Source organism: Pseudomonas sp., assembly GCF_048265905.1.
Taxonomy (GTDB): Bacteria; Pseudomonadota; Gammaproteobacteria; order Pseudomonadales; family Pseudomonadaceae; genus Aquipseudomonas.
The window spans coordinates 527,383-548,779 of record NZ_JBLXAP010000001.1; the positions used below are offsets into that span (position 1 = coordinate 527,383).

General features: G+C 52.8%; 19 protein-coding genes. 12 read left to right on the forward strand and 7 right to left on the reverse strand.

The genetic code is table 11. From position 1 onward, the window contains the following. Positions 1–75: 75 nt before the first annotated feature. Positions 76–858 (forward strand): TatD family hydrolase, encoded by a 783-nt coding sequence (locus ACN0UH_RS02495; RefSeq protein WP_417660558.1) that lies wholly within the window; start codon positions 76–78, stop codon positions 856–858. Between the two features lie 44 nt (positions 859–902). Here ACN0UH_RS02495 and ACN0UH_RS02500 read toward each other — a convergent pair whose 3' ends face one another. The 4 genes from ACN0UH_RS02500 to ACN0UH_RS02515 form a co-directional block, all read right to left on the reverse strand. After that, positions 903–2,933 carry a methyl-accepting chemotaxis protein gene (locus tag ACN0UH_RS02500; RefSeq protein WP_417660559.1) on the reverse strand — a complete coding sequence of 677 codons (2,031 nt, stop codon included), beginning with the start codon at positions 2,931–2,933 and terminating at the stop codon, positions 903–905. 553 nt (positions 2,934–3,486) lie between these two features. Further along, a complete protein-coding gene (gene ampE, locus ACN0UH_RS02505) occupies positions 3,487–4,323 on the reverse strand; it encodes a regulatory signaling modulator protein AmpE (protein ID WP_417660560.1) in 837 nt (278 codons plus the stop codon). Positions 4,324–4,331: 8 nt separating this feature from the next. Then, positions 4,332–4,883, reverse strand: a complete 552-nt coding sequence (gene ampD / locus ACN0UH_RS02510; protein ID WP_417660561.1) for a 1,6-anhydro-N-acetylmuramyl-L-alanine amidase AmpD — start codon at positions 4,881–4,883, stop codon at positions 4,332–4,334. 583 nt (positions 4,884–5,466) lie between these two features. Next, positions 5,467–7,731 carry a DUF1631 domain-containing protein gene (locus ACN0UH_RS02515; RefSeq protein ID WP_417660562.1) on the reverse strand — a complete coding sequence of 755 codons (2,265 nt, stop codon included), beginning with the start codon at positions 7,729–7,731 and terminating at the stop codon, positions 5,467–5,469. A 409-nt stretch (positions 7,732–8,140) separates the two neighbouring features. Here ACN0UH_RS02515 and nadC point away from each other — a divergent pair, with 409 nt between their 5' ends. Further along, the gene (gene nadC, locus ACN0UH_RS02520; RefSeq protein ID WP_417660563.1) at positions 8,141–8,989 is read left to right on the forward strand and encodes a carboxylating nicotinate-nucleotide diphosphorylase; all 849 of its coding nucleotides are present in this window, start codon (positions 8,141–8,143) and stop codon (positions 8,987–8,989) included. A 42-nt stretch (positions 8,990–9,031) separates the two neighbouring features. On the opposite strand, the gene ACN0UH_RS02525 is transcribed toward nadC, so the two are convergent. After that, positions 9,032–10,696, reverse strand: a complete 1,665-nt coding sequence (locus tag ACN0UH_RS02525; protein WP_417660564.1) for a Wzy polymerase domain-containing protein — start codon at positions 10,694–10,696, stop codon at positions 9,032–9,034. A 68-nt stretch (positions 10,697–10,764) separates the two neighbouring features. After that, a complete protein-coding gene (locus tag ACN0UH_RS02530) occupies positions 10,765–11,178 on the reverse strand; it encodes a pilin (RefSeq protein WP_417660565.1) in 414 nt (137 codons plus the stop codon). 221 nt (positions 11,179–11,399) lie between these two features. Between ACN0UH_RS02530 and pilB the strand changes: the two genes are divergently transcribed. From pilB to yacG, 5 genes are all read left to right on the forward strand, one after another. Next, a complete protein-coding gene (gene pilB, locus ACN0UH_RS02535) occupies positions 11,400–13,103 on the forward strand; it encodes a type IV-A pilus assembly ATPase PilB (RefSeq protein WP_417660566.1) in 1,704 nt (567 codons plus the stop codon). Positions 13,104–13,105: 2 nt separating this feature from the next. After that, positions 13,106–14,323, forward strand: coding sequence for a type II secretion system F family protein (locus ACN0UH_RS02540; RefSeq protein WP_417660567.1), 1,218 nt, complete (start codon positions 13,106–13,108; stop codon positions 14,321–14,323). 3 nt (positions 14,324–14,326) lie between these two features. Continuing rightward, positions 14,327–15,199: a prepilin peptidase gene (locus tag ACN0UH_RS02545; RefSeq protein ID WP_417660568.1), complete on the forward strand. Its 873-nt coding sequence runs from the start codon at positions 14,327–14,329 to the stop codon at positions 15,197–15,199. A gap of 118 nt (positions 15,200–15,317) precedes the next feature. Continuing rightward, the gene (gene coaE, locus ACN0UH_RS02550) at positions 15,318–15,920 is read left to right on the forward strand and encodes a dephospho-CoA kinase (RefSeq protein WP_417660569.1); all 603 of its coding nucleotides are present in this window, start codon (positions 15,318–15,320) and stop codon (positions 15,918–15,920) included. 176 nt (positions 15,921–16,096) lie between these two features. Next, positions 16,097–16,297 (forward strand): DNA gyrase inhibitor YacG, encoded by a 201-nt coding sequence (gene yacG / locus ACN0UH_RS02555; RefSeq protein ID WP_417660570.1) that lies wholly within the window; start codon positions 16,097–16,099, stop codon positions 16,295–16,297. A 271-nt stretch (positions 16,298–16,568) separates the two neighbouring features. On the opposite strand, the gene ACN0UH_RS02560 is transcribed toward yacG, so the two are convergent. Beyond that, entirely contained in the window at positions 16,569–17,264 is a 696-nt protein-coding gene (locus tag ACN0UH_RS02560; RefSeq protein ID WP_417660571.1) for an energy-coupling factor ABC transporter permease, read from the reverse strand. Positions 17,265–17,388: 124 nt separating this feature from the next. On the opposite strand from ACN0UH_RS02560, the gene ACN0UH_RS02565 reads away from it, so the two are divergent. The 5 genes from ACN0UH_RS02565 (at position 17,389) to ACN0UH_RS02585 (ending at position 21,356) form a co-directional block, all read left to right on the forward strand. Continuing rightward, complete coding sequence (locus ACN0UH_RS02565; RefSeq protein ID WP_417660572.1) at positions 17,389–18,018, forward strand: DUF1780 domain-containing protein; 630 nt, start codon at positions 17,389–17,391, stop codon at positions 18,016–18,018. A gap of 358 nt (positions 18,019–18,376) precedes the next feature. Further along, the gene (locus ACN0UH_RS02570; RefSeq protein ID WP_417660573.1) at positions 18,377–18,883 is read left to right on the forward strand and encodes an MOSC domain-containing protein; all 507 of its coding nucleotides are present in this window, start codon (positions 18,377–18,379) and stop codon (positions 18,881–18,883) included. Between the two features lie 182 nt (positions 18,884–19,065). Further along, positions 19,066–19,239, forward strand: coding sequence for a DUF3094 family protein (locus ACN0UH_RS02575; RefSeq protein ID WP_417660574.1), 174 nt, complete (start codon positions 19,066–19,068; stop codon positions 19,237–19,239). A 63-nt stretch (positions 19,240–19,302) separates the two neighbouring features. Then, positions 19,303–20,610, forward strand: a complete 1,308-nt coding sequence (locus tag ACN0UH_RS02580) for an NAD(P)/FAD-dependent oxidoreductase (protein ID WP_417660575.1) — start codon at positions 19,303–19,305, stop codon at positions 20,608–20,610. Between the two features lie 215 nt (positions 20,611–20,825). After that, on the forward strand, positions 20,826–21,356 hold the full coding sequence (locus ACN0UH_RS02585; RefSeq protein WP_417660576.1) for an REP-associated tyrosine transposase: 531 nt from the start codon (positions 20,826–20,828) through the stop codon (positions 21,354–21,356). Positions 21,357–21,397: the final 41 nt, after the last annotated feature.

Genomic DNA, 21,397 nt, shown 5'->3' on the forward strand with positions numbered 1-21,397 from the left:
CGAAAAACTGGCCACTCCGAGCTAAATCACCGATGCTAGACGGACGACAGACTCAACCGTTACCGGCCTGAATGCATGCGCCTGATTGATACACACACACACCTCGACTTCCCCGACTTCGACGCTGACCGCACAGAAGTGCTGACGCGCAGCCGCGAGCTGGGCGTTGAGCGCATGGTGGTTTTAGGTGTGGAGCAAGCCAATTGGCAGCGTGTCTGGCAACTGGTCGAGAGCGATAAAAGCCTGTACGCCGCACTGGGTTTACACCCGATGTATTTAGCCCAGCACCGCGAAGCGCATCTGCAAGAACTCCGTGAGTGGCTACAACGCCTGCAGGGCCACCCGCAACTCTGCGCGGTCGGTGAGATTGGCCTCGACTATTTTATCGAAGGGCTTGACCCACAAGCGCAGCAAGTCTGGTTCGAAGCACAGTTAGAACTCGCGGTTGAATTTAATCTTCCGGCTTTAATTCACGTGCGCCGCTCCCACGCAGTCACCATCGCCACGCTGAAACGCATAAAACTGCCATCTGGCGGTATTATTCATGCGTTTGCTGGCAGTTATGAAGAAGCACGCGAATACATCAAGCTTGGCTTCAAACTCGGTCTTGGCGGCGCACCGACGTGGCCGCAAGCATTGCGCATGCACCGGGTTCTACCGCGCCTGCCGCACGAAGCCATAGTGCTGGAGACAGACTCACCGGACATGCCGCCCGCGATGTATCCGCAACAACGCAACAGCCCTGAACACTTGCCGGATATTTGTCGCGCACTGGCACAGCACCTCAATCTCAGCCCCGAGCAACTGGCCACGATTAGCAGCAGCAATGCTGAACAGCTGTTTGGCTGGTCGAGCTGACCTCATCAGTCTTCGACCAACACGTAACCGTGCAGCAAGGCTGCTTAGACGCGGAATGCGCCAATCAACTGCTTTAGCTGTGAAACCTGCTCAGACAGCGCGCGACTGGCTTGCTCGGTATCGCTGGCACCTTCAGCCGTGCGCTCGCCCGCCTGATTGATCTGCACGATATTCTGGTCGATATCATGGGCAACAGCTGTCTGCTGCTCAGCCGCTGCTGCGATTTGCTGGTTTTGATCAACAATCATACCCACGGCGCCCAGTATGTTTTCCAGCGCAGTCTGTACTTTGCTTGATTCTTTCACCGTGTCATCCGCCATTTTATGACTGATGCCCATGGTTTTAACTGCAGCGCCTACACCGCCCTGCAACTTGGAGATCATCACTTCAATCTCTTCAGTTGATTGCTGCGTGCGCTTGGCTAAATTGCGCACTTCATCTGCAACCACCGCAAAGCCCCGGCCCTGCTCACCGGCGCGTGCGGCTTCAATTGCGGCGTTAAGTGCGAGCAGATTGGTTTGCTCTGCCACCCCTTTGATCACATCCAGAACCTGCGAAATCGAGGCGCTATCGCTGGCAAGCTGATTGATCACCAGGACCGACTGATCAATTTCACTGGCAAGCCGCTGAATACTGCTGACTTGAGCTTCAAGCAAGGCGCGACCGGAGATGGTTTCATCATTGACACTATTGGCACTGCCTACCGCCGCGGCGGCACTGCGCGCGACTTCCTGCGCAGTTGCAGACATCTGATTCATCGCCGTGGCGACCTGTTCGATTTGCCCCAGTTGACCGGCAACGGCCTGGTTGCTCTGTGCCGAAACCGACTCAACACGCTCAGCCTGGCGCTCAACTTCAACAACCGTCAGGCCAACGCGGTTAATCAGCTCACGAATTTTCACTACAGTGCCGTTGAAGACCCCGCCCAGATCACCCACTTCGTCCCGACTGCTGGCCTTGAAGTTTGCAGTCATATCGCCAGTGGCGACTTGATTCATGGTCATGCCCAACTGCTTGAGACTGGTGCGGACCGAGACATAGAAACCGCTATAAAGATAAAAAATCAGCAGTAAAACCAGCCCCAACGCGACAGCCATCAACAACATTTTGTTTAAGCTGGCCTGCAGGCGCGCCTCAAGGCGCTGGTCAAGCAGGTTGACCACGGCATTGCTCAAATCATAGGTTTTGCCAATCAAAGCCGTGGTATCAGTGAGGAAAGTCTGCCATGGCGCATCCAGCGTGTCAGCGATCACCACTCGATCTTCAAATAAGCGCACGGCATCAGTCAGTGATTCCTGACTGGGTTGAGCCAGACCTTCCAGCGCAGAGCGTACATCAGGGCTGGCGCTGAGCACTTGTTGAACATCAACCGCGTAAGCGCCGCTAAGGGTTTCCAAAGACTCCAGCAAGTCGGCAAAGGCATTGCTGTCCGCCGAATTCAACACCCCCCGCCCGAGTGTCGCCGCACCCAACTCACGGCCCTGCGCCAATGTCTGAGTAACCTGAGGCATGCTGCTGATAAGCAAATTGGTCAGTTGCCGCACAGTGCGTTCACTGTCTTGGCTCAAGCCAGCCTGGCTGGCTATCAACTTGGCAAATACCCCCGTGCGGCCCAGCAACTCTCGACTTAGCGCGGCTTTGCTACGCATTGAGCTTTCTGCCTCAATCGCCTGCAGTCCTGCGGAAACCTGCTCCTGTTGGGCGGTAAATTCGGCGAGGTCGGCAGCGTCGCTCACTGCGGGTTGCATGCTGGCCACAGTGTTTTCAATCGAGTTTTTTGTCGCGCTGATTTCGTCAGCTAAACCACTGCCTTGGTTGTTGGCGCCCAATTCAGCATCGACACTCAGCAAGTTGGCGTAAAGCTCTGCGGCTCGGCGCAACTGCAGAGCGTCTGACAGCAGCTCAATACTGTTGCGAGCAGACTCACTCATCCGATACTGACGATAGGCGTCATGCATCAAATAGTAGTTGGTCACCAACATGGGCAGAAAAAACAGGATGCTGATGAGTCCAAACTTCATGCCGAAACTCAGGCGGTTCATCAGCGCGATGGCCGGATACAACGCGGTCTTCACAGGACGTCTCCAGATCTAATTATTTTTATTAGTAGGCTCAGCGATGACGCTGGCTGCCTTTTACTACTCATGCGCCCTTAACATGACGATTGGCCAGACAGCACAATCAATCGCAGCAACAGAGGCACTCTGTATACCTGTTATCGACCTGATCTTCTGTAACTTAAGGTAAGCGAAGAACCGCAAAGTACGGCAGAAAAGCAGCTCGGTGGACAAGCTTCGCGTTGTCACACCCTACGGATGATGTTTATTCGTAGGGAGGACAGCGCTTTTCTGTCCGCCGTTTGTGCGCGCAGGTGTTGGTTGGTTCTATGTGGTGATTTGTGGTGGACAAGCTTCGCGTTGTCGCACCCTACGGATGATGTTTATTCGTAGGGAGGACAGCGCTTTTCTGTCCGCCGTTTGTGCGTGCAGGTGTTGGTTCTGCGTGGTGATTTGTGGTGGACAAGCTTCGCGTTGTCACACCCTACGGATGATGTTTATTCGTAGGGAGGACAGTGCTTTTCTGTCCGCCGTTTATGGCGCGAAATAGGGTTGTTGAGTGGCGGACTTCCTAGAGAAATAGCGTCCATAGCGCGAATACTGCGTACCAAAGAATCGCGCAGCGCACCAGCAGCTGCCACAGCTCATCCAGCGTGTTGACCCCGGCCTCGCCCAGTGCAGGTGCAGGCACTTCACTGGCGGCTCTGGCAACATTGGCGACCAATCGTGCAGCGCTAATATCCCAGCTCAGCAACTCATGCAGCAGCGCCCGGCTGACGCCTACAAAGTTACCCACAAGCCCAAAACTTACGCAGAGTAAACGTACAGGCAACCAATCAAATGCGTGACGTAATTGCCCGGCTCGCGACTGCAATTCCGACCGTTGTGAATGTTCCTCGATCAATGCCAGTAATCGATACGCCAGCGCAGCCAGCGGTCCAAGCAATGCGTACCAGAAAATAACTGCAAAGAAGCTTTGGTAGGCCTGCCAGACCAAGTATTGCTGCACATTGGTCAGCAAAGCTTCCGGGTCTTGCGCGTCAATACCTAGGTCACGGCGCGCCACCAGATAAGCCGACTCACTGTCGCTGCGACGCCAACTGTCGCGAAACGGCCCTAAGGCAACCAGCAAATCACCCCGGCCCAAGCTGTAGACCACAATCAACAAGTGAACGGGTAACGCCAGCCAGCCGTAAGCAACAGGCGCCAACACAATGAGCACCAGCGCCAAGACCAACAGCGGCACGGCCAGCAACCCGACAAGCGCTAGCCATGGCATCGCCAGCTGCTTTTCGTTGCGCTCAACCTTGGCTAGCAGCCGTAACCAGGGACCGTCTTGCTGAATGGCACTGCGCCAGGCCGAAAACTTTTCAACCCAGAGCACCAACAGCAACACCAGAAAATTCATATAAGCCTCTATTGTTCAATCAAACTATTGCGCAAACGCTGCCAGTCAAACGCCGGGCCGGGATCAGTTTTGCGCCCAGGCGCAATATCACTGTGACCGCGCATACGTTCAAGAGTGATCTGTGGATAGGCGCGTTGCAAGGCCAAAGTGAGCGCTTTCAATGCATGATATTGCGCATCGCTAAAAGGCAGTTCATCGGTACCTTCCAGCTCAATACCCAAGGAAAAATCATTGCAGTTTTCTCGCCCCTCAAAACACGACACTCCAGCGTGCCAGGCTCTATCCCGGCACGAGACAAACTGAGTGATCTGTCCATCACGCTCAATCAAGAAATGCGCTGACACCGTCAACTCAGCAATTTCAGCGAAGTACGGGTGCTTATCAGCATCAAGTTGGTTCTGAAAAAAAGCATGCACGTTGCCGCCACCAAACTCACCCGGAGGCAGGCTTATATTGTGCACCACCAACAATGAGACCTCACCCGCTGGCCGCTCATTGCAGTTCGGTGAAGGACAGTGGCGGATTCCTTGAAACCAACCGGTGTTTGAATCCAGCTGCATACAGATTCCTCTAAACAGGCGCCTACTCTAGAGCAGCAAGGTGACAGGGCCAAGCGGAAAACCGCTGCAAACCTTGCGCAACATGAATGGCGGACAGAAAAGCGCTGTCCTCCCTACAGGACAAACATCATCCGTAGGGCTTCGACAACGCGAAGCTTGTCCACCAAAAATCACCACACAGAACCAACACCTGCACGCACAAACGGCGGACAGAAAAGCGCTGTCCTCCCTACAGTACAAACATCATCCGTAGGGTGTGACAACGCGAAGCTTGTCCACCACAAACCGTCAAGCAACCATGTGTCGTGCCATAAACGGCGGACAGAAAAGCGCTGTCCTCCCTACGGATAAACATCATACGTAGGGTGTGACAACGCGAAGCTTGTCCACCACAAGCCGCCAAGCAACCATGTTCGCACCATAAATGGCGGACAGAAAAGCGCTGCCCTCCCAACAGGACAAACATCATCCGTAGGGTGCGACAACGCGAAGCTTGTCCACCACGGAGACCGCACTCTCCAAGGCCCACACAGCAAAACGCCCAGCAGTTGGCTGGGCGTTGCTCTATACAATCGCTAAAGAATTATCCGTTCTTCAAGCGCCGCAAATTGCCGATAACCGACTCAAGCGCTCGGTCAAACAGCAACGCGTCATCAAGCAAACGAATGGCATTGCGACGGAACTCAATGGCCAGGGCCATGCGCGTTTTCTCGAGGACCTTCATGCCCGTGCGGTTGACGAATATAAACTTACCGCTCGGCTTGATAATCGCCGCTAACTTGCAGCGCAGCTTGTGCTCGTCATCCTCAAGGAACTCAACCCAGCTGCCAACACGCAGCGCATCAACTTTAGGCAGCATTTCATCGTCGTCCGGCAATACGACTTCAGCTTTAGCCACCTCTGTTTCGCCAGGAGCCAACAACACGATTTCCTCAACCACTTCGATCATCGGCGCTACTTCTGGCTCGACAATCGGCGGCAACTCCAGCAGCGGCACTTCGGTTCCAGCATCAATCAATGGCTCAGCCATGATTCGTTTGAATCGCTGGAACGCGTGAACATGCAGCTTCTCAAGCTCACTGAAAAACTCACTGGTGGCAAATGGATCAAAAGCAGCGCTGCTCATGCCTTCGCGCAATGCCTTGAGCAGCCCCGGCACCAGCTCCAGCAAGCGCAAGCGCGCCTGCGGATCTTCGTGCGGTTCAACGCTCCAGATCAAATCATCCATGGTTCCCAGCGCAGCGTTCCACTCCTCTGACTCAACACCATGCTTGAGGCAGGTCAGCGTGAGCACGTTGCTCCAACCTTCCTGCAGCAGACGCACAACGACTTCAGGCAGTTTCTTGCCCAGCAAACGCTGGTTCAGGGCGTGCTCGACTTGCTTGCGCGCCAACTCAGAACGGGCGCTGCCTTCTTCTGCATCACGGGTGCGCTGCTCAAGCAGCTCGCTGCGGCGACGCTCATCAACGGTGAACGCCATAAAGTCGCTAAGCAGCTCGGAGAAAATCTGCGGATCATCAACAAAATCATTGAGTAGACGCTGCACAATCTGCTCAATCTTCTGGAACAACGTGTCGCGCTGAGCATTATCTTGCTCACCCCAGCCCAACGATGCGGCGGCGATCTCATTAAGCAGACGACGTGCTGGATGGCTGCCACGACTGAAGAAAGTCTTGTCCAGCACCGCGACCTTGAGCATTGGAATTTGCAGGCGTGCAATCAGCGCCTTCAACGAGTCCGGCAGGGTGCGGTCATCAAGGATAAATTCAAACAGCATCGACACCAGATTGATGACGTCTTCATCGACTTCACCAACAACCCGCGTCTTGCCACTTTTGGCGCTCGCACGGCTGAGCAGAAGCTCGAGCTGATCGCGCACCACAAATTCGGAACTTACCTGCGCGGGCGCACGCTGCTGCATATGTGACAGCAGGCGCATCAGGTCATTACTGGTAATCGGCATGGCATCAGCAGGCACTTGCCGCTGAGCCACCGAACCACCGCGGGCATGGGATAACAGGTCCTGCAGCGCGCTGAAAACCTCTTGCACATCCTGCTCGGCAAACTCGCCTGCGACCGAATGCTGATGAGCCGTTTCACCAACAGCACTGCGAGCTGCGGCTTGGCCATGAGCCGAAGAGCGACGAGCCGGTGCCGACCTCAGTTCAGGCAAAACACCTGCCGCGATCAGTTGTTGATTGGCCTCGGCATAGAGTTGATCAAGATCGACCAGAACAAACTTCTCGAACAACTTGAGAATGATCAGCTTAACCCGGATTTCAACACCCAAACTGGCGCAGGCGCTCAAGAAGTTAGCGCACAGCGAGGCGGGGCCCAACGGATTGCTCCTGTCATCAAGCTTGCGGCTGACCAATGCATTCAAGCGCGTAGTAAGGTGGCTCAACGCCTGACTATCACGGCTGAGCACCTTGGCGATCATTGCATCAGTGGCGACTGTTTCTTCAAGCTCGTCATTTTGCACCAGCGACAAGCTGTCGAACGAGACGCTGTCGAGGGTTGGCGCCTTGCCGATGGAGTATTGATTGAGGGTGGAGAAGGACTCGAAGATGGCTTGCAGAAATTCGCGCTCAACGTTCTTTCGCTTCAAACGCAGATCACGCATGGCTTCAAAAAAAGCATTCTGCTCGCCATTGCTGGTTGCACGATCAGCCATTTCGAACAGCGTGTCGTCAGCATTATCAAACAACGCCTGCAAAGCTTGCTTGAGTTGCTGAGCCGCTTTGTCGCGCAACTGAATCAAGGCAGCAGGCAACCGCGCCGCAGAAGCAGCATTGCTCTGCTCCGCAGTCAAAGGATTAAGGTGAACCACCTTAGCGTCAGTTGTCATAGTTGCCCGTCTCCTGCAGATCGCCCTCCATGGCAGCTATCTCTGCATGCATTCAATCGCCATCAGCGGATGTCAATCTAATGGCGTCAATAATTTTATATATGAACGCATTATAGCCATGTAGCACAACTTACCAAGCCTTCAACAGCATCAGGCATGACCCAGGTCACACATGACCGCCCCAACTGACGAGCGGTATATCGCATCGATCAGTTACGTTCTAAGAGCCTTAAATCATCAAATGATTCACTCTAAGGAGCCTCTGCCATACGAAAAACATAAGCTGATTTATCATTTCATTTCATTGCCTAGCCAACCCCAACCGGCGCCTGCTCCAAACCGGCGTTTATAGCTGCGCAACGATGGAGTCTGCCTTTATAATCACCGCTCACTGAAAATGGAGTGCACCATGCCTAACCTGATCCTCGCCGACCTGAGCGCTGAAATTGAGGCCAACGTTCGTCGAGCACTAGCAGAAGACATGGGCAGCGGCGACATTACCGCCCAACTTATTCCCGCCGAACGCTTGGCTCACGCGACCGTCATCAGCCGCGATGCAGCGGTTATTTGCGGCACAGCTTGGGTTGATGCGGTTTTTCGTCAGGTTGATGACCGCGTGGCCGTGCATTGGCAAGTGGCCGACGGCGATCGCGTCGAGCCAAATCAGGCTCTATTTCATCTGGAAGGCCCAGCTCGCGCCCTGCTTACTGGCGAACGCAGCGCGCTGAACTTCTTGCAAACCCTGTCGGCAGTGGCCACCCGCTGCCAGCACTACGCAGATATGGTGCAAGGCACCCAGATCAAAATCCTCGACACCCGCAAAACCCTGCCGGGCCTGCGCCTCGCCCAGAAGTACGCCGTCACCTGCGGAGGCTGCCACAACCACCGCATCGGCCTGTTCGACGCCTTCCTTATTAAGGAAAACCATATCGCCGCCTGCGGCAACATAGACGCCGCCGTAAAAGCCGCACACAAGATTGCCCCAGGCAAGCCGGTGGAAGTCGAAGTCGAAAGCTTGATTGAACTACAAGAAGCGCTAGACGCCGGCGCCGACATCATCATGCTCGACGAACTGTCACTGGATGACATGCGCCAAGCCGTCGCCATCACCCAAGGCAAAGCCAAACTCGAAGCCTCAGGCGGCGTCAACGAATCCACCCTAAGAGCCATCGCCGAAACGGGCGTGGACTATGTGTCGATTGGCACACTGACTAAAGACGTAAAGGCCGTGGACTTGTCGATGCGGCTGGGGTTGTAAGGTGAGCGCCGAGACCCGCTATTGCGGAGCGGCCGTTCAGGGCTACAATTTAAGTGCCTCGACAAGCTCAGGATGCTCAAACTGAGTCAACGCCAACGCATGCTTATAAACTTTCTCACCGTACAAACCTCGAAGTATCAACATCTGCTCTCGCGCAGCTTCAACATGGCCATTGAGTGCTAATGCAAGCGCATAACGATGTAAAGCCAAATAATAAGGATAGCGATGTGAGACTTTACGCATCCATTCTAAGTCTGCCCCACTCATTTCAGCAGTGGGTTGCGTTCTCGCGAAACGAGTAAATTCACGCAACTGACTTAACAAGACAACATCAGGGGCAGGTTCTGTTGCTTTAAGGGTTCCAATTTTTGCCGTTTCAAACCTCATAAGTCTGTAGTCTTCCGCAACAACCCGGTACTCCCTCCAGAACATATGCAGTACCAAACAAGCCGTGACAACCATAGCAACTACAACTGGCCGCGGCAAACTTAGCCTGAGCGCCCCCCCCTGTTCAGAAATTAGACCTCCTAGAAGAAAGCCTAATGGCACTAAAAAAAATGCATACTCTAATGGGAATTCCAACATCCCATGCACTAAAAGTGCGAGCAAGCATAAAACAATAAAAACCACTTCAACACTACCAACTCGGAATACAAGCTGCACAAGCCTGAAAGCCGTAACAGAAACAAAAATCAAACCTAGAACAGGACCATTCCATATTAAAAAATCCAATACTATATTATGGCTATGTTCAGTCATTAGTTGCAGTGGATAAGCAACCGCCACAGAAACCTGGGCCAAGCTAACTTGACTCCAACCATAACCCAGCATCGGGCTTAACTTAATTGCCTGCAACATTTGCAACCACAACCCCAATCGATCAGAAGCCATTGCTCGCTGCATTAGGTTGTAGCTATCTATATAAAGAGCTTTAGATAAGCTAGGAACTGTAACCACCAATAAAAAATAAATAGCCACCCATAACAAAACAGTTTTAATGGGTAGCCGGGCTGGCAACCGCATTGATACCAAGCCAACAAATGTCAGCGCAGACAAAGCTACAACCCAAGAAGTTCTTGATCCAGTCAACGCAATACAAAACAGTATAAAAAGAGTCAAAACACCTGAACAAAAACGACCTAGCAGATATTTCTCATAAAAATAATGTACGCCGAACAACCCCATGAACAGTAACGAAGCAAGATTATTAGGCTGAGCCATATTGGCAAAGGGTCTAGCACCAGGAGGCAAATCTGCAATCCAAATGGTGTTAACCAATGACAACCACTGCGCTAGTGCAATAGACCCAGACAATACTGAAACTAAGATGCATGCCCCTGCAAACCATTCCAAAACTACATTCCAGCGGCCAACAGAATACACATTAAAACCGGTAATCATAGCCAATGAAAAGCCTAGTAAATAAACCGCAGGAAGTACAGCATCACCAAAAAAATAAATAGTTCCGATAAAATACTGAGCAACCGGAACAAGTGCAATTAAAACAAAAAATAACGCCTCTGCTGGGACAACTGTTTTTCTTGAAAGAACCAACGAAAAAGACCCAAGAACAACAGCCCCAAATGCCAGAAAATCCTGATAGGCACTTACCCAAGGACGATAATGGTTCGGCAGTAACCAAGCCAACATCAAACAAAGTAATGCAAACATTAATGGAACGCGTCGATACCCTAGAGCGCCGGTCAAAATACCACCTCATTAAACAACAAAAAAGACCCCCAATATGGGGGTCTTTAATAACTCGATATCAGGTATTATTTGCAGCTACCCGGCATCCACTTATCAACAGTACCCTCACACTTCCAGGACTCAATATAGCCGGCACTGGCCAATGGAGTTGGAGTAAGAGTTACTTCTACTTCTTCTGGGAGACCTTGGCTAGTTGCTGTGATAATACCATCCTCATCAACTTCCACACTCTTAACATATTGAGTGGTTACAGATACTGGACTACTGCAAGATGTGAAATCCGCAGCACCCAAGCTAGCAGCACCTTGGTTGATTTCAGACACGCAAGTACGCGCACCACTAGCTGCCAGAATCACTTCAGAAACCTTAGCTTTGTTGGTGTAGTCCTGATAAGCAGGCAGAGCGATTGCAGCCAAGATACCGATGATCGCAACTACGATCATCAGTTCGATTAACGTAAAACCTTTTTGAGCTTTCATGTAACTCTCCTAGAAATGAATAGGCCCAACGACCTGACCAAGCTAATGCACTCACTGTGCCAACTATGAAAACACCGCCATATCCAGCAAAGAACATGCTACACACCACAACCCCAGCCAAATAAGTGACAGCATGTGACGCAATTTGTCAGTCATGGAATGTCAGTTTGGTTCTGCCCTTCAACTAGGCTATAACGCAGGCATAGTTTATGGAGCCTGCAATGAATGACGTCGTCTCTCTCACTGGCCTAGCCAAGCAAATGGTCATCGCTGAACTGCTTGATGAGAAAGCAGCCCAGCAAGCCCAGCAGCAAGCCACGCGCAATAAAATGTCGCTGGTCACCTACCTTGTGCAAAACAAGCTGGTTAAAAGCCGGGCGCTGGCAGAGCTAGCCTCTGACCAGTTTGGCGTGTCATTCGTTGACCTCGGCTCGATTGACAAAGAAAGTCAGCCGCGTGAGCTTATTAGCGAAAAACTGGTTCGCCAGCATCGAGTAATCCCGCTTTGGAAACGGGGCAACAAGCTTTTTATTGGCGTTTCCGACCCGACTAATCACCAAGCAGTCACTGATATCCAGTTCAGCACCGGCCTCAATACCGAAGCCATCTTGGTTGAAGACGACAAGCTTGGCGATGCCATAGAAAAGTTTTTTGATTCCGGCACCAGCGGTATGGAAGACCTAGCCGATGTTGACCTAGATGGGCTAGATGTTGAGGCTGTAGATGATGAACCCCGCGGGGGAGATGGCGGCCAGGATGCTGACGACGCACCGGTGGTTCGCTTCGTTAACAAGATGCTGTTGGACGCTATTAAAGGTGGCTCTTCCGACCTGCACTTTGAGCCTTACGAAAAAACCTACCGCGTGCGCCTGCGTACGGACGGCATTCTGCACGAAGTCGCGCGTCCACCTATTCAACTGGCGCCGAGAATTTCCGCACGCCTGAAGGTTATGGCCTCGCTGGATATTTCCGAGCGACGCAAACCGCAAGACGGGCGCATAAAAATGCGCATCTCAAAAACCAAATCCATCGACTTCCGGGTCAACACCTTGCCCACACTGTGGGGCGAGAAAATCGTAATGCGGATTCTCGACCCAACCAGCGCACAAATGGGTATTGACGCTCTCGGGTATGAGGAAGATCAGAAAAACCTGTATATGACTGCCCTTAAGCAGCCACAAGGGATGATTTTGGTTACCGGCCCAACCGGCTCGGGCAAAACCGTGTCGCTGTATACCGGTCTGAATATTCTTAATACCGCTGATGTAAATATCTCCACGGCGGAAGATCCGGTTGAGATCAACCTTGAAGGCATCAATCAGGTAAACGTCAACCCCAAACAGGGCATGGACTTCACCCAGGCGTTGCGCGCCTTTCTGCGTCAAGACCCGGACATCATCATGGTTGGAGAGATCCGTGACCTTGATACCGCTTCTATCGCGGTAAAAGCCGCGCAGACCGGCCATATGGTGATGTCGACCCTGCACACCAACAGCGCCGCAGAAACCCTGACCCGCCTGCGCAATATGGGCGTACCGTCATTTAACATCGCCACTTCGGTCAACCTGATCATCGCCCAGCGGCTAGCGCGCAAGCTTTGCAACAGCTGCAAGAAGGAAATTGATGTACCGCGAGAGACGCTTTTAGAAGAAGGTTTCCCAGAGGCAAAAATTGGTACTTTCAAGATTTTCGGCCCGGTGGGATGTGAAAATTGCAAAGGCGGTTACAAAGGCCGTGTCGGAATATATGAAGTGGTTAAAAACACGCCTAACCTACAACGGATTATCATGGAAGAAGGCAACTCCATCGACATTTCCGCGCAGATGCGCAAAGACGGCTTCAATGATCTACGCACCTCGGCACTGGTGAAAGCGATGCAAGGCGTCACCAGCCTTGAGGAAGTCAACCGCGTAACCAAGGATTAACCATGGCGGCAAAAGCATTAAAAACCAGCGTATTCGCCTGGGAAGGTAAAGATAAGAAAGGCGCGGTCGTCAAAGGCGAGCTCAATGGGCAAAATCCAGCCCTAGTTAAGGCCCAACTGCGCAAGCAAGGTATCAACCCAACCAAGGTTCGCAAAAAATCAGTCTCAATTTTTAGCGCTGGCAAAAAAATCAAGCCAATGGACATTGCTTTGTTTACAAGGCAGATGGCAACCATGATGAAAGCAGGGGTTCCACTGTTACAGTCATTTGACATTATTGGTGAGGGTTTTGATAACCCAAATATGCGCAAACTGGTTGATGAGATAAAACAGCAGGTGGCAGCCGGTAATAGCTTTGCAACTGCACTCAGAACAAAACCGCAATACTTCGATGAACTCTATTGCAACCTTGTAGATTCTGGCGAACAAGCAGGTGCCCTTGAAAGCCTGCTTGACCGGGTCGCCACCTACAAAGAAAAAACCGAAGCACTGAAAGCAAAAATCAAAAAAGCTATGAACTACCCGATAGCAGTGGTCGTGGTAGCCCTGATCGTTTCGGCTATCTTGCTGATTAAAGTCGTTCCTCAGTTCGAGTCAGTATTTGCCAACTTTGGTGCAGAACTTCCTGCGTTTACCCAAATGGTAATTAATCTTTCCCAAGTACTGCAGAAATGGTGGCTGTTATTCTTGGCAGGACTATTTGCACTGGTTTTCGCGCTTAAAGAATTTCACAAAAGATCTCAAAAATTTCGTAACTGGCTTGATAGATCTTTTTTGAAGCTACCGATTGTAGGCGATATTCTTTATAAATCCGCCGTAGCACGATTCGCGCGGACACTCTCCACTACATTCGCAGCAGGCGTCCCTTTAGTTGAGGCGCTTGACTCCGTAGCTGGCGCCACAGGGAATATCGTATTCAAAAACGCCACCAACAAAATCAAGGCAGACGTTTCCACCGGCATGCAACTGAACTTCTCAATGCGTACCACCAATACATTTCCGACCATGGCAATTCAGATGACCGCCATTGGTGAAGAGTCAGGTGCACTAGACGAAATGCTCGATAAGGTTGCAACTTTCTACGAAGATGAAGTTGACAATATGGTCGACGGGCTTACCAGCCTGATGGAACCCCTGATTATGTCGGTACTTGGTGTTTTAGTTGGTGGCTTGGTTATTGCCATGTACCTACCAATCTTCCAACTGGGCAACGTCGTCTAACCCATGCAAACACTCGACTTTCTGGCCAGCTCTGCGCTGGCCTTTTCTTTATGCGTGCTGGTTATCGGTTTGCTGGTTGGCAGTTTCTTGAATGTTGTGGTGTATCGCCTGCCAATCATGATGCAGCGAGATTGGCAGTCCCAAGCGCGTGAAGCACTGGAACTGCCAGCCGAAGACGCCAAGCAGACCTTCAATCTGATTCTGCCAAACTCCACATGCCCTTCATGCAAGCACGAGATCCGCCCTTGGGAAAATATCCCGGTCGTCAGCTACTTGGCACTGCGCGGCAAATGCTCCAGCTGTAAAACCGCGATAAGCAAGCGCTATCCCTTGGTAGAACTGGCCTGCGGGGCGCTGTCATTCTTTATCGCCTGGCACTTTGGCTTTACTTGGCAAACCGGCTTAATGCTCCTGCTGACCTGGGGCTTGCTGGCGATGAGCCTGATTGATGCCGACCACCAACTGCTGCCCGATGTGCTGGTGTTGCCGCTGCTCTGGCTGGGGTTAATTGCCAATTATTTTGGCCGGTTCACCAGTCTGGATGATGCACTCTGGGGCGCGATTGCAGGTTACCTGAGCCTATGGACGGTGTTTTGGCTATTCAAGCTGATAACCGGCAAGGAAGGCATGGGGTATGGCGATTTCAAGCTGCTGGCCATGCTTGGCGCATGGGGCGGCTGGCAAATTCTGCCGCTGACCATACTGCTTTCGTCGCTGGTCGGCGCGGTCCTTGGCGTGATTATGCTGCGCATGCGCAATGCTGAAACCAGCACGCCAATACCCTTTGGCCCTTACTTGGCCATCGCTGGCTGGATAGCGCTGATCTGGGGCGACCAGATCACTTCAACCTACCTGCAATTTGCCGGAATGAAATAGTACGTTTGAGCGCACTGGCCATGCGCTCATCATGCATCTCATCTTCCGGGTCGCCAGTTGCAAGTGCTCTGCTTTACAATCTACGGTCTGTTTGATTGATTAGAGCCACTGCACGCGCATGAAACCTTGGATTTTGGGCCTTACCGGCGGCATTGGCAGCGGCAAAAGCGCTGTTGCGCAATGCTTTATCGACCTAGGCGTGCATCTGGTCGATGCCGACCAAGCGGCGCGCTGGGTGGTTGAACCCGGCCGCCCCGCCCTCAGCCAGATAACAGAACACTTTGGCGCTGGTATCCTGCAAGCGGATGGACAGCTTGATCGCACCGCGCTGCGCAAACTGATTTTTCAGGATGCCGAACAGCGCCGTTGGCTGGAGGCGTTACTGCATCCGCTGATCAATCAAGAGATCAGCCAATATCTGGCGCAAGCAACCTCGCCTTACGCAATTTTGGTCACACCTTTATTGGTAGAAACCGGCCAGCACGCATTGACCCAACGCGTACTGGTGATCGACGCACCTGAAACACTACAGATTGAACGCACGCTGATGCGCGACAGTACTTCACTCGAACAAGTGCAGGCGATTCTTAACGCGCAAGCTACACGCCAGCAGCGCCTACAAATTGCCGATGATGTATTGGTAAACGATCGCGACCTGATCTGGCTGCGCAGCGAAGTTGAGCGCCTGCATACTTTTTATCTAACCCTAAGAATCTTCTGAAAAAGGTAGCGAGCGAAGATAGTACAAGGCAAAAAAATGCGAAAAAGCGACCGCGGTCGCGCTCGACTTTAGTTGATCTAAATGAGCATTTTGAGCAGTTTTTTAACGCAGCACGGGCTGCCCCAGTAATATCTAGCGCAGCAGTTTTTCAGTGATTCGCTACGTGGAGGCCAACCATGACCACACCCACCCTCGTCGCCTGCCCTACCTGCGCAGCGCCTGTTGAATGGGGCCCACAAAGCCCTAACCGTCCGTTTTGCTCGGAACGCTGCAAGTTGATTGACTTAGGTGCTTGGGCATCTGAGGAGCATGCTATTCCCGGTAACGAGCTGGAAGATGATGTGTTCTCCGAGGAAATCCCGCCACGCACCCACTGACAAAGAGTTCCATACACTGCGCAGGGTGGGCAACGCGAAGCTTGCCCACCATAGCCCAATCAACAAGCAAATCGGCCGGTGTAAATGGTGGATGAAAAAAGCGTCATCCACCCTATGGAACCTCTGAAAAAGGTAGCGAGCGACGATAGTACAAGGCAAAAAACTGCGAAAAAGCGACCGGGGTCGCGCTCGACTTTAGTGGCCTAAATGAGCATTTTGAGCAGTTTTTTAACGCCGTAATATCTAGCGCAGTAGTTTTTCAGAGGTTCCCTTACGAATCGGGTGGCTGCTTGTCGTTCTTCCACGGGGCCGACAGATAGCGACTGCGATTGAAGGTTTCCAGCCACTCTGGATAAAACACCACCAGCGCACTCACCACCAAACCGTTGATAAAGGCCTCGGGGAATATCACCAGCCATAAATAACCGATGTAATCCTCGATCCAGGGCGGCATCTCAAATATGCCATCCAGCCACAGCACCCCAAATGCACTCAGAATGACCAGCAAGGTTGCCAGCGCAGCCGGAAAGAAGCCGCAAAAGAAGATATACACAAACAAGTTGTCCGGCTGTTCGCGCTCGACCCGCATGGCACAGAGCTCAGTGACCAGTACCGGCAGCACAATCAGCAGCATGCCGTTGACACCAAGCGCCGAGAAATCCTGCAGCCCCAACATCAGCATGCCGATTTGCGCCAGCAGGCCAACCAGCACAGCGAGCGGCCAGTCGAGCAGCAAGGTTACCGCGGTCATTCCGATGAAGTGATAGGACAAACCAGACTCAAAGTCACGTCGCACCAACCACAATACAAACAACGCCAAAGCTGTGGCGAACACCAGATGCTGGCGGCGCAGGTCGCTGATCAGTGCCAGCCAAGGCGCACGAAAAATCGCCCAGATCACGACCGGCGCATACAGTAGCCAACCAGCCAGCGCGCTAGTGGTCGTGAGTAATTCAGCACCAATCATCTCGCCACACCTCAACTACAAACAGGTAGGCAGCAGTCTACACCCCTGACTAACCGCCCCCAAACCGCCAACTGATCGTCGCCGAGCATACCCATTTGCCAGGCTGCGGAGCTAAGCTAGGCAAATGGATGACTCTGATTACCTACGTTTGCTCACAGACCATGCCGAGCAAGCCAATGCATTTCTGTCGAATGCGCGCAAATGGGAACGCGAGCGCTGGGTATGCCAGCGCCTATTGCAAGCGTTTAACCTACGCCACCGGCTGGAAGAGTTCATCGCGCCCGGCAACGAACCGCCTGACGTATTGTTTCGCGATGCCAATTTCGAGGTATTCTTTGTGCTCGACGAAGGTCGCCGCCTTAATGATGAATGGCGTGCTGAACTCGAACGCCGCCGCCGTGCATTTTCTCTCAGTCAGTTGGTGCGACGTGAGGCAAAACCCAAGCGCATCCCCGCCAAAGACATGCTCGCCCGCTTAGCCCCCACTCTAAGTAAAAAAGCCCATAACTACCGTGAACGCGATATAGATCCCAGCGAATTAGACTTGCTGGCCTATATCAATCTGAAACGCTCGGTGTTGGATTTCAACAGTCACTTCCCGCCACCCACCGAGTTCCTGCGCCAAGGTTGGCGTTCGCTCTCGGTCGTTGCCCCCACATTTGCCCGGGTCATTTTTGCTCACGCTGATGCCCCTGAGTTTTTGCGCAATAATCTTGGCCGCAGCGTCATTTTTGACGCCGGCATGAGCCTGTGAACGTAATATCCGCCGATAATCGCAGTCATTAATTCGCGGATAAAACAGTTACCCACCCAAACGAATCGCCCGTCGTAGGGTGTGACAACGCGAAGCTTGTCCACCACAAGTTGCCAAGTGATAACTAAACGCCACATTTGGCGGACAGAAAAGCGCTGTTCTCCCCACAAGAAAATCATCATCCTCGTAGGGTGCGACAACGCGAAGCTTGTCCACCACAAACTGCCAAGCTCCGCACCGTATACGGCGGACAGAAAAGCGCTGTCCTCCCTACAAGAAAGCCATCACCTCGTAGGGTGCGACATCGCGAAGCTTGTCCACCATAAACAACCAAAATCAGACACGGACACCCCTCTCAATGAGCCCGCTCAAAGCATTACTTGCAGCAGTTCCCCAGCACGGACAAGTGCGCTGGATTGGTGTGCGCCCTGCATCACGAGCGCCAATGATCGAACTCGAAGTAGTGGAAGCGCGCCGCGACGAAGGCTTGACCGGCGACCACAGCCGCCCCGGTCCGCGTAATGCACGACAAGTCACCTTTATTCAGTGGGAACACCTCGCAGTCGTCAGCGCATTATTAAGCCGTGCGCCTGATAACCCGATTCGCCCCGAAGACCTGCGGCGTAATATCGCGATCAGCGGTATCAACTTGTTTAGCCTTAAAGGGCGGCGCTTTAGAATCGGTCAGGCGGTGTTCGAAACCACCGGTTGGTGCCAGCCCTGCGCACGGTTAGAGGAGCGCCTAGGCGCAGGCACATTTCAGGCCATGAGAGGCCATGGCGGGATTACTGCCAGAGTGCTGCAAAATGGCATCATTCGTTGCGACGACAGCTTGATTGTTGAGCCTCTGACAGAGGTGCCCTAAATCGCAAGACTGCATCTGCTTGGCGACCGCTCGGGCTGGCGCAGGCCGTGACAACAGCTTCACAGAAGATCGATTACGCCTCATCCCGCTAATTGCGCTAGTCTTGGATGCACAAGAGCCTGTAAGCAACTTGGAAGTTTTCTATAATCAGGCCAAGGATACACCCGACCATCGAGGTTTCCATGACCAGCCGCCTTAAGCCTGACGACCAACAACGTGTTGATCAGTATCTAAGCGCCCCACAACACCAAATCGAACGCCGTCCTTTTAAAGTCTGGCGCCTGTTGTTGGTGGTACTGGGCATAGTCGTTGCCCTCGGGGTTCTCAGCCGATTTCTTGGGAGTTTGGTGCTATGAGCTGCTTAGCGCTCGCCCTCTCACCCGCTAACTGTTCTATTCAAAGCCTTGCGAGTCTATTAAATGAGCCATCAAATCGTGATCGTCGGCGGTGGCGCCGGCGGTTTGGAGCTTGCTACCCGCCTGGGTAAATCTCTGGGTAAACGCGGCGAAGCCAAAGTCACTTTGGTCGACGCCAACCTGACCCATATCTGGAAACCACTGCTACACGAAGTTGCAGCAGGCTCTCTCAACTCATCGGGCGACGAGCTGAATTATGTTGCCCAAGCAAAATGGAATCATTTTGAGTTTCAACTCGGGCGCATGTCCGGGCTGGATCGCAACAACAAGTTAATCAGCCTTGATGCAACGCTGGATGAGCACGGTCAGGTTTTGGTCCCTCAGCGCGAACTTCATTACGACAGCCTGGTTATCGCCGTGGGCAGTACAACCAATGATTTCGGCACACCGGGTGCCGCGCAGCACTGTTTGTTTCTCGACACCCGTGAGCAAGCAGAACGCTTCCACAATCAACTGCTGAATCATTACCTGCGCGCGCATGCCAGCCAAAGTGAACACACCGAAGAAATCAGCGTGGCGATCGTTGGCGCTGGGGCCACAGGCGTTGAGTTAGCGGCTGAGTTGCACCATGCCGCACACGAACTGGCCGCTTACGGACTTAACCGCATCCTGCCTGAAAACATGCGCATCACCCTGATTGAAGCCGGGCCACGCGTACTTCCCGCGTTACCTGAACGCATCAGCCAGCCGGTGCATAAAACCCTCGAAAAGCTTGGCGTTACCGTGATGACCAACTCAGCGGTTAGCGAAGTCACGGCCGACGCGCTGCTTACCGCTAAAGGCGAAACCATTACGGCCAGCCTGAAAATTTGGGCTGCGGGCATTCGCGCCCCCGCATTCCTTAAAGATATTGCCGGTCTGGAAACCAATCGCATCAACCAATTGGTGGTCCGCCCCACGCTGCAGACGACTGAAGATGACAACATCTTCGCCTTTGGCGACTGCGCCGCCTGCCCGCAACCCGGTTCAGAAGGCCGCAATGTGCCGCCACGCGCTCAAGCCGCTCACCAACAGGCATCATTGCTGGCAAAAACCCTGAAAATGCGCGTATTGGGCTCAGACAAAGAACTGCCGGAGTATCAGTACCGTGATTATGGCTCACTGATTTCTTTATCGACTTTTTCAGCCGTGGGTAACTTGATGGGCAATTTAACCGGCAGCGTGATGCTCGAAGGCTGGCTGGCACGCATGTTCTACGTATCGCTCTATCGCATGCACCAAATGGCGCTGTATGGCTTTTTCCGCACCGCATTATTGATGCTCAGCGACCGCATCGGCCGCAGCACAGAACCGCGCCTCAAGCTTCATTAAGCGCCCGACACATCACCCGTAGGGTGTGACAGCTCGAAGCTTGTCCACCAGAAGTCGACAGACTGAACCAATACCTCTGCGCACATACGGCGGACAGAAAAGCGCTGTCCTCCCTACGGAGTTTCGGAAAACGCACTCTACCCGAACGGTAGGGTGAACAACGCGAAGCTTGTCCACCATTGTTTAGGCATCCAACAGCTCAAGGATGAGCCACCATGCCGAATTACCGCCGCGCCAGCATTCAGGGCGCTACTTATTTCTTCACCGTCAACCTGCGTAACCGCAAAAGCGATCTACTGATCCGTGAAATCGACTTATTCCGCGATTCAGTGCGCGCAACAAGGGCGCGCCACCCATTCAATATCGATGCCTGGGTGATATTGCCTGAACATATGCACTGCATGTGGACTCTGCCACCGAACGACAACGAGTTCGCCCTGCGCTGGAAAGTCATTAAACGAGCCTTCAGCAAACGCCTACCACCAACCGAACCACGAACAGCCACCCAACTTCACCGCAGAGAGCGCGGCGTCTGGCAACGCCGTTATTGGGAGCACCTGATCCGTGACGAGCGGGACTACCAACGGCATTACGATTACATCCATTACAACCCACTGAAACACAACCATGTACGAAAGCTGGCTGATTGGCCTTACTCAAGCTTTCACCGAGCAGTGGCAATGGGCATTTACCCCGAAGACTGGTGCACCAGCCCGGCACATGAGCAGGGTAATTTCGGAGAGTAATGTGTGACGAAGCTTATCCACAGCCACAAATGGCGGACAGA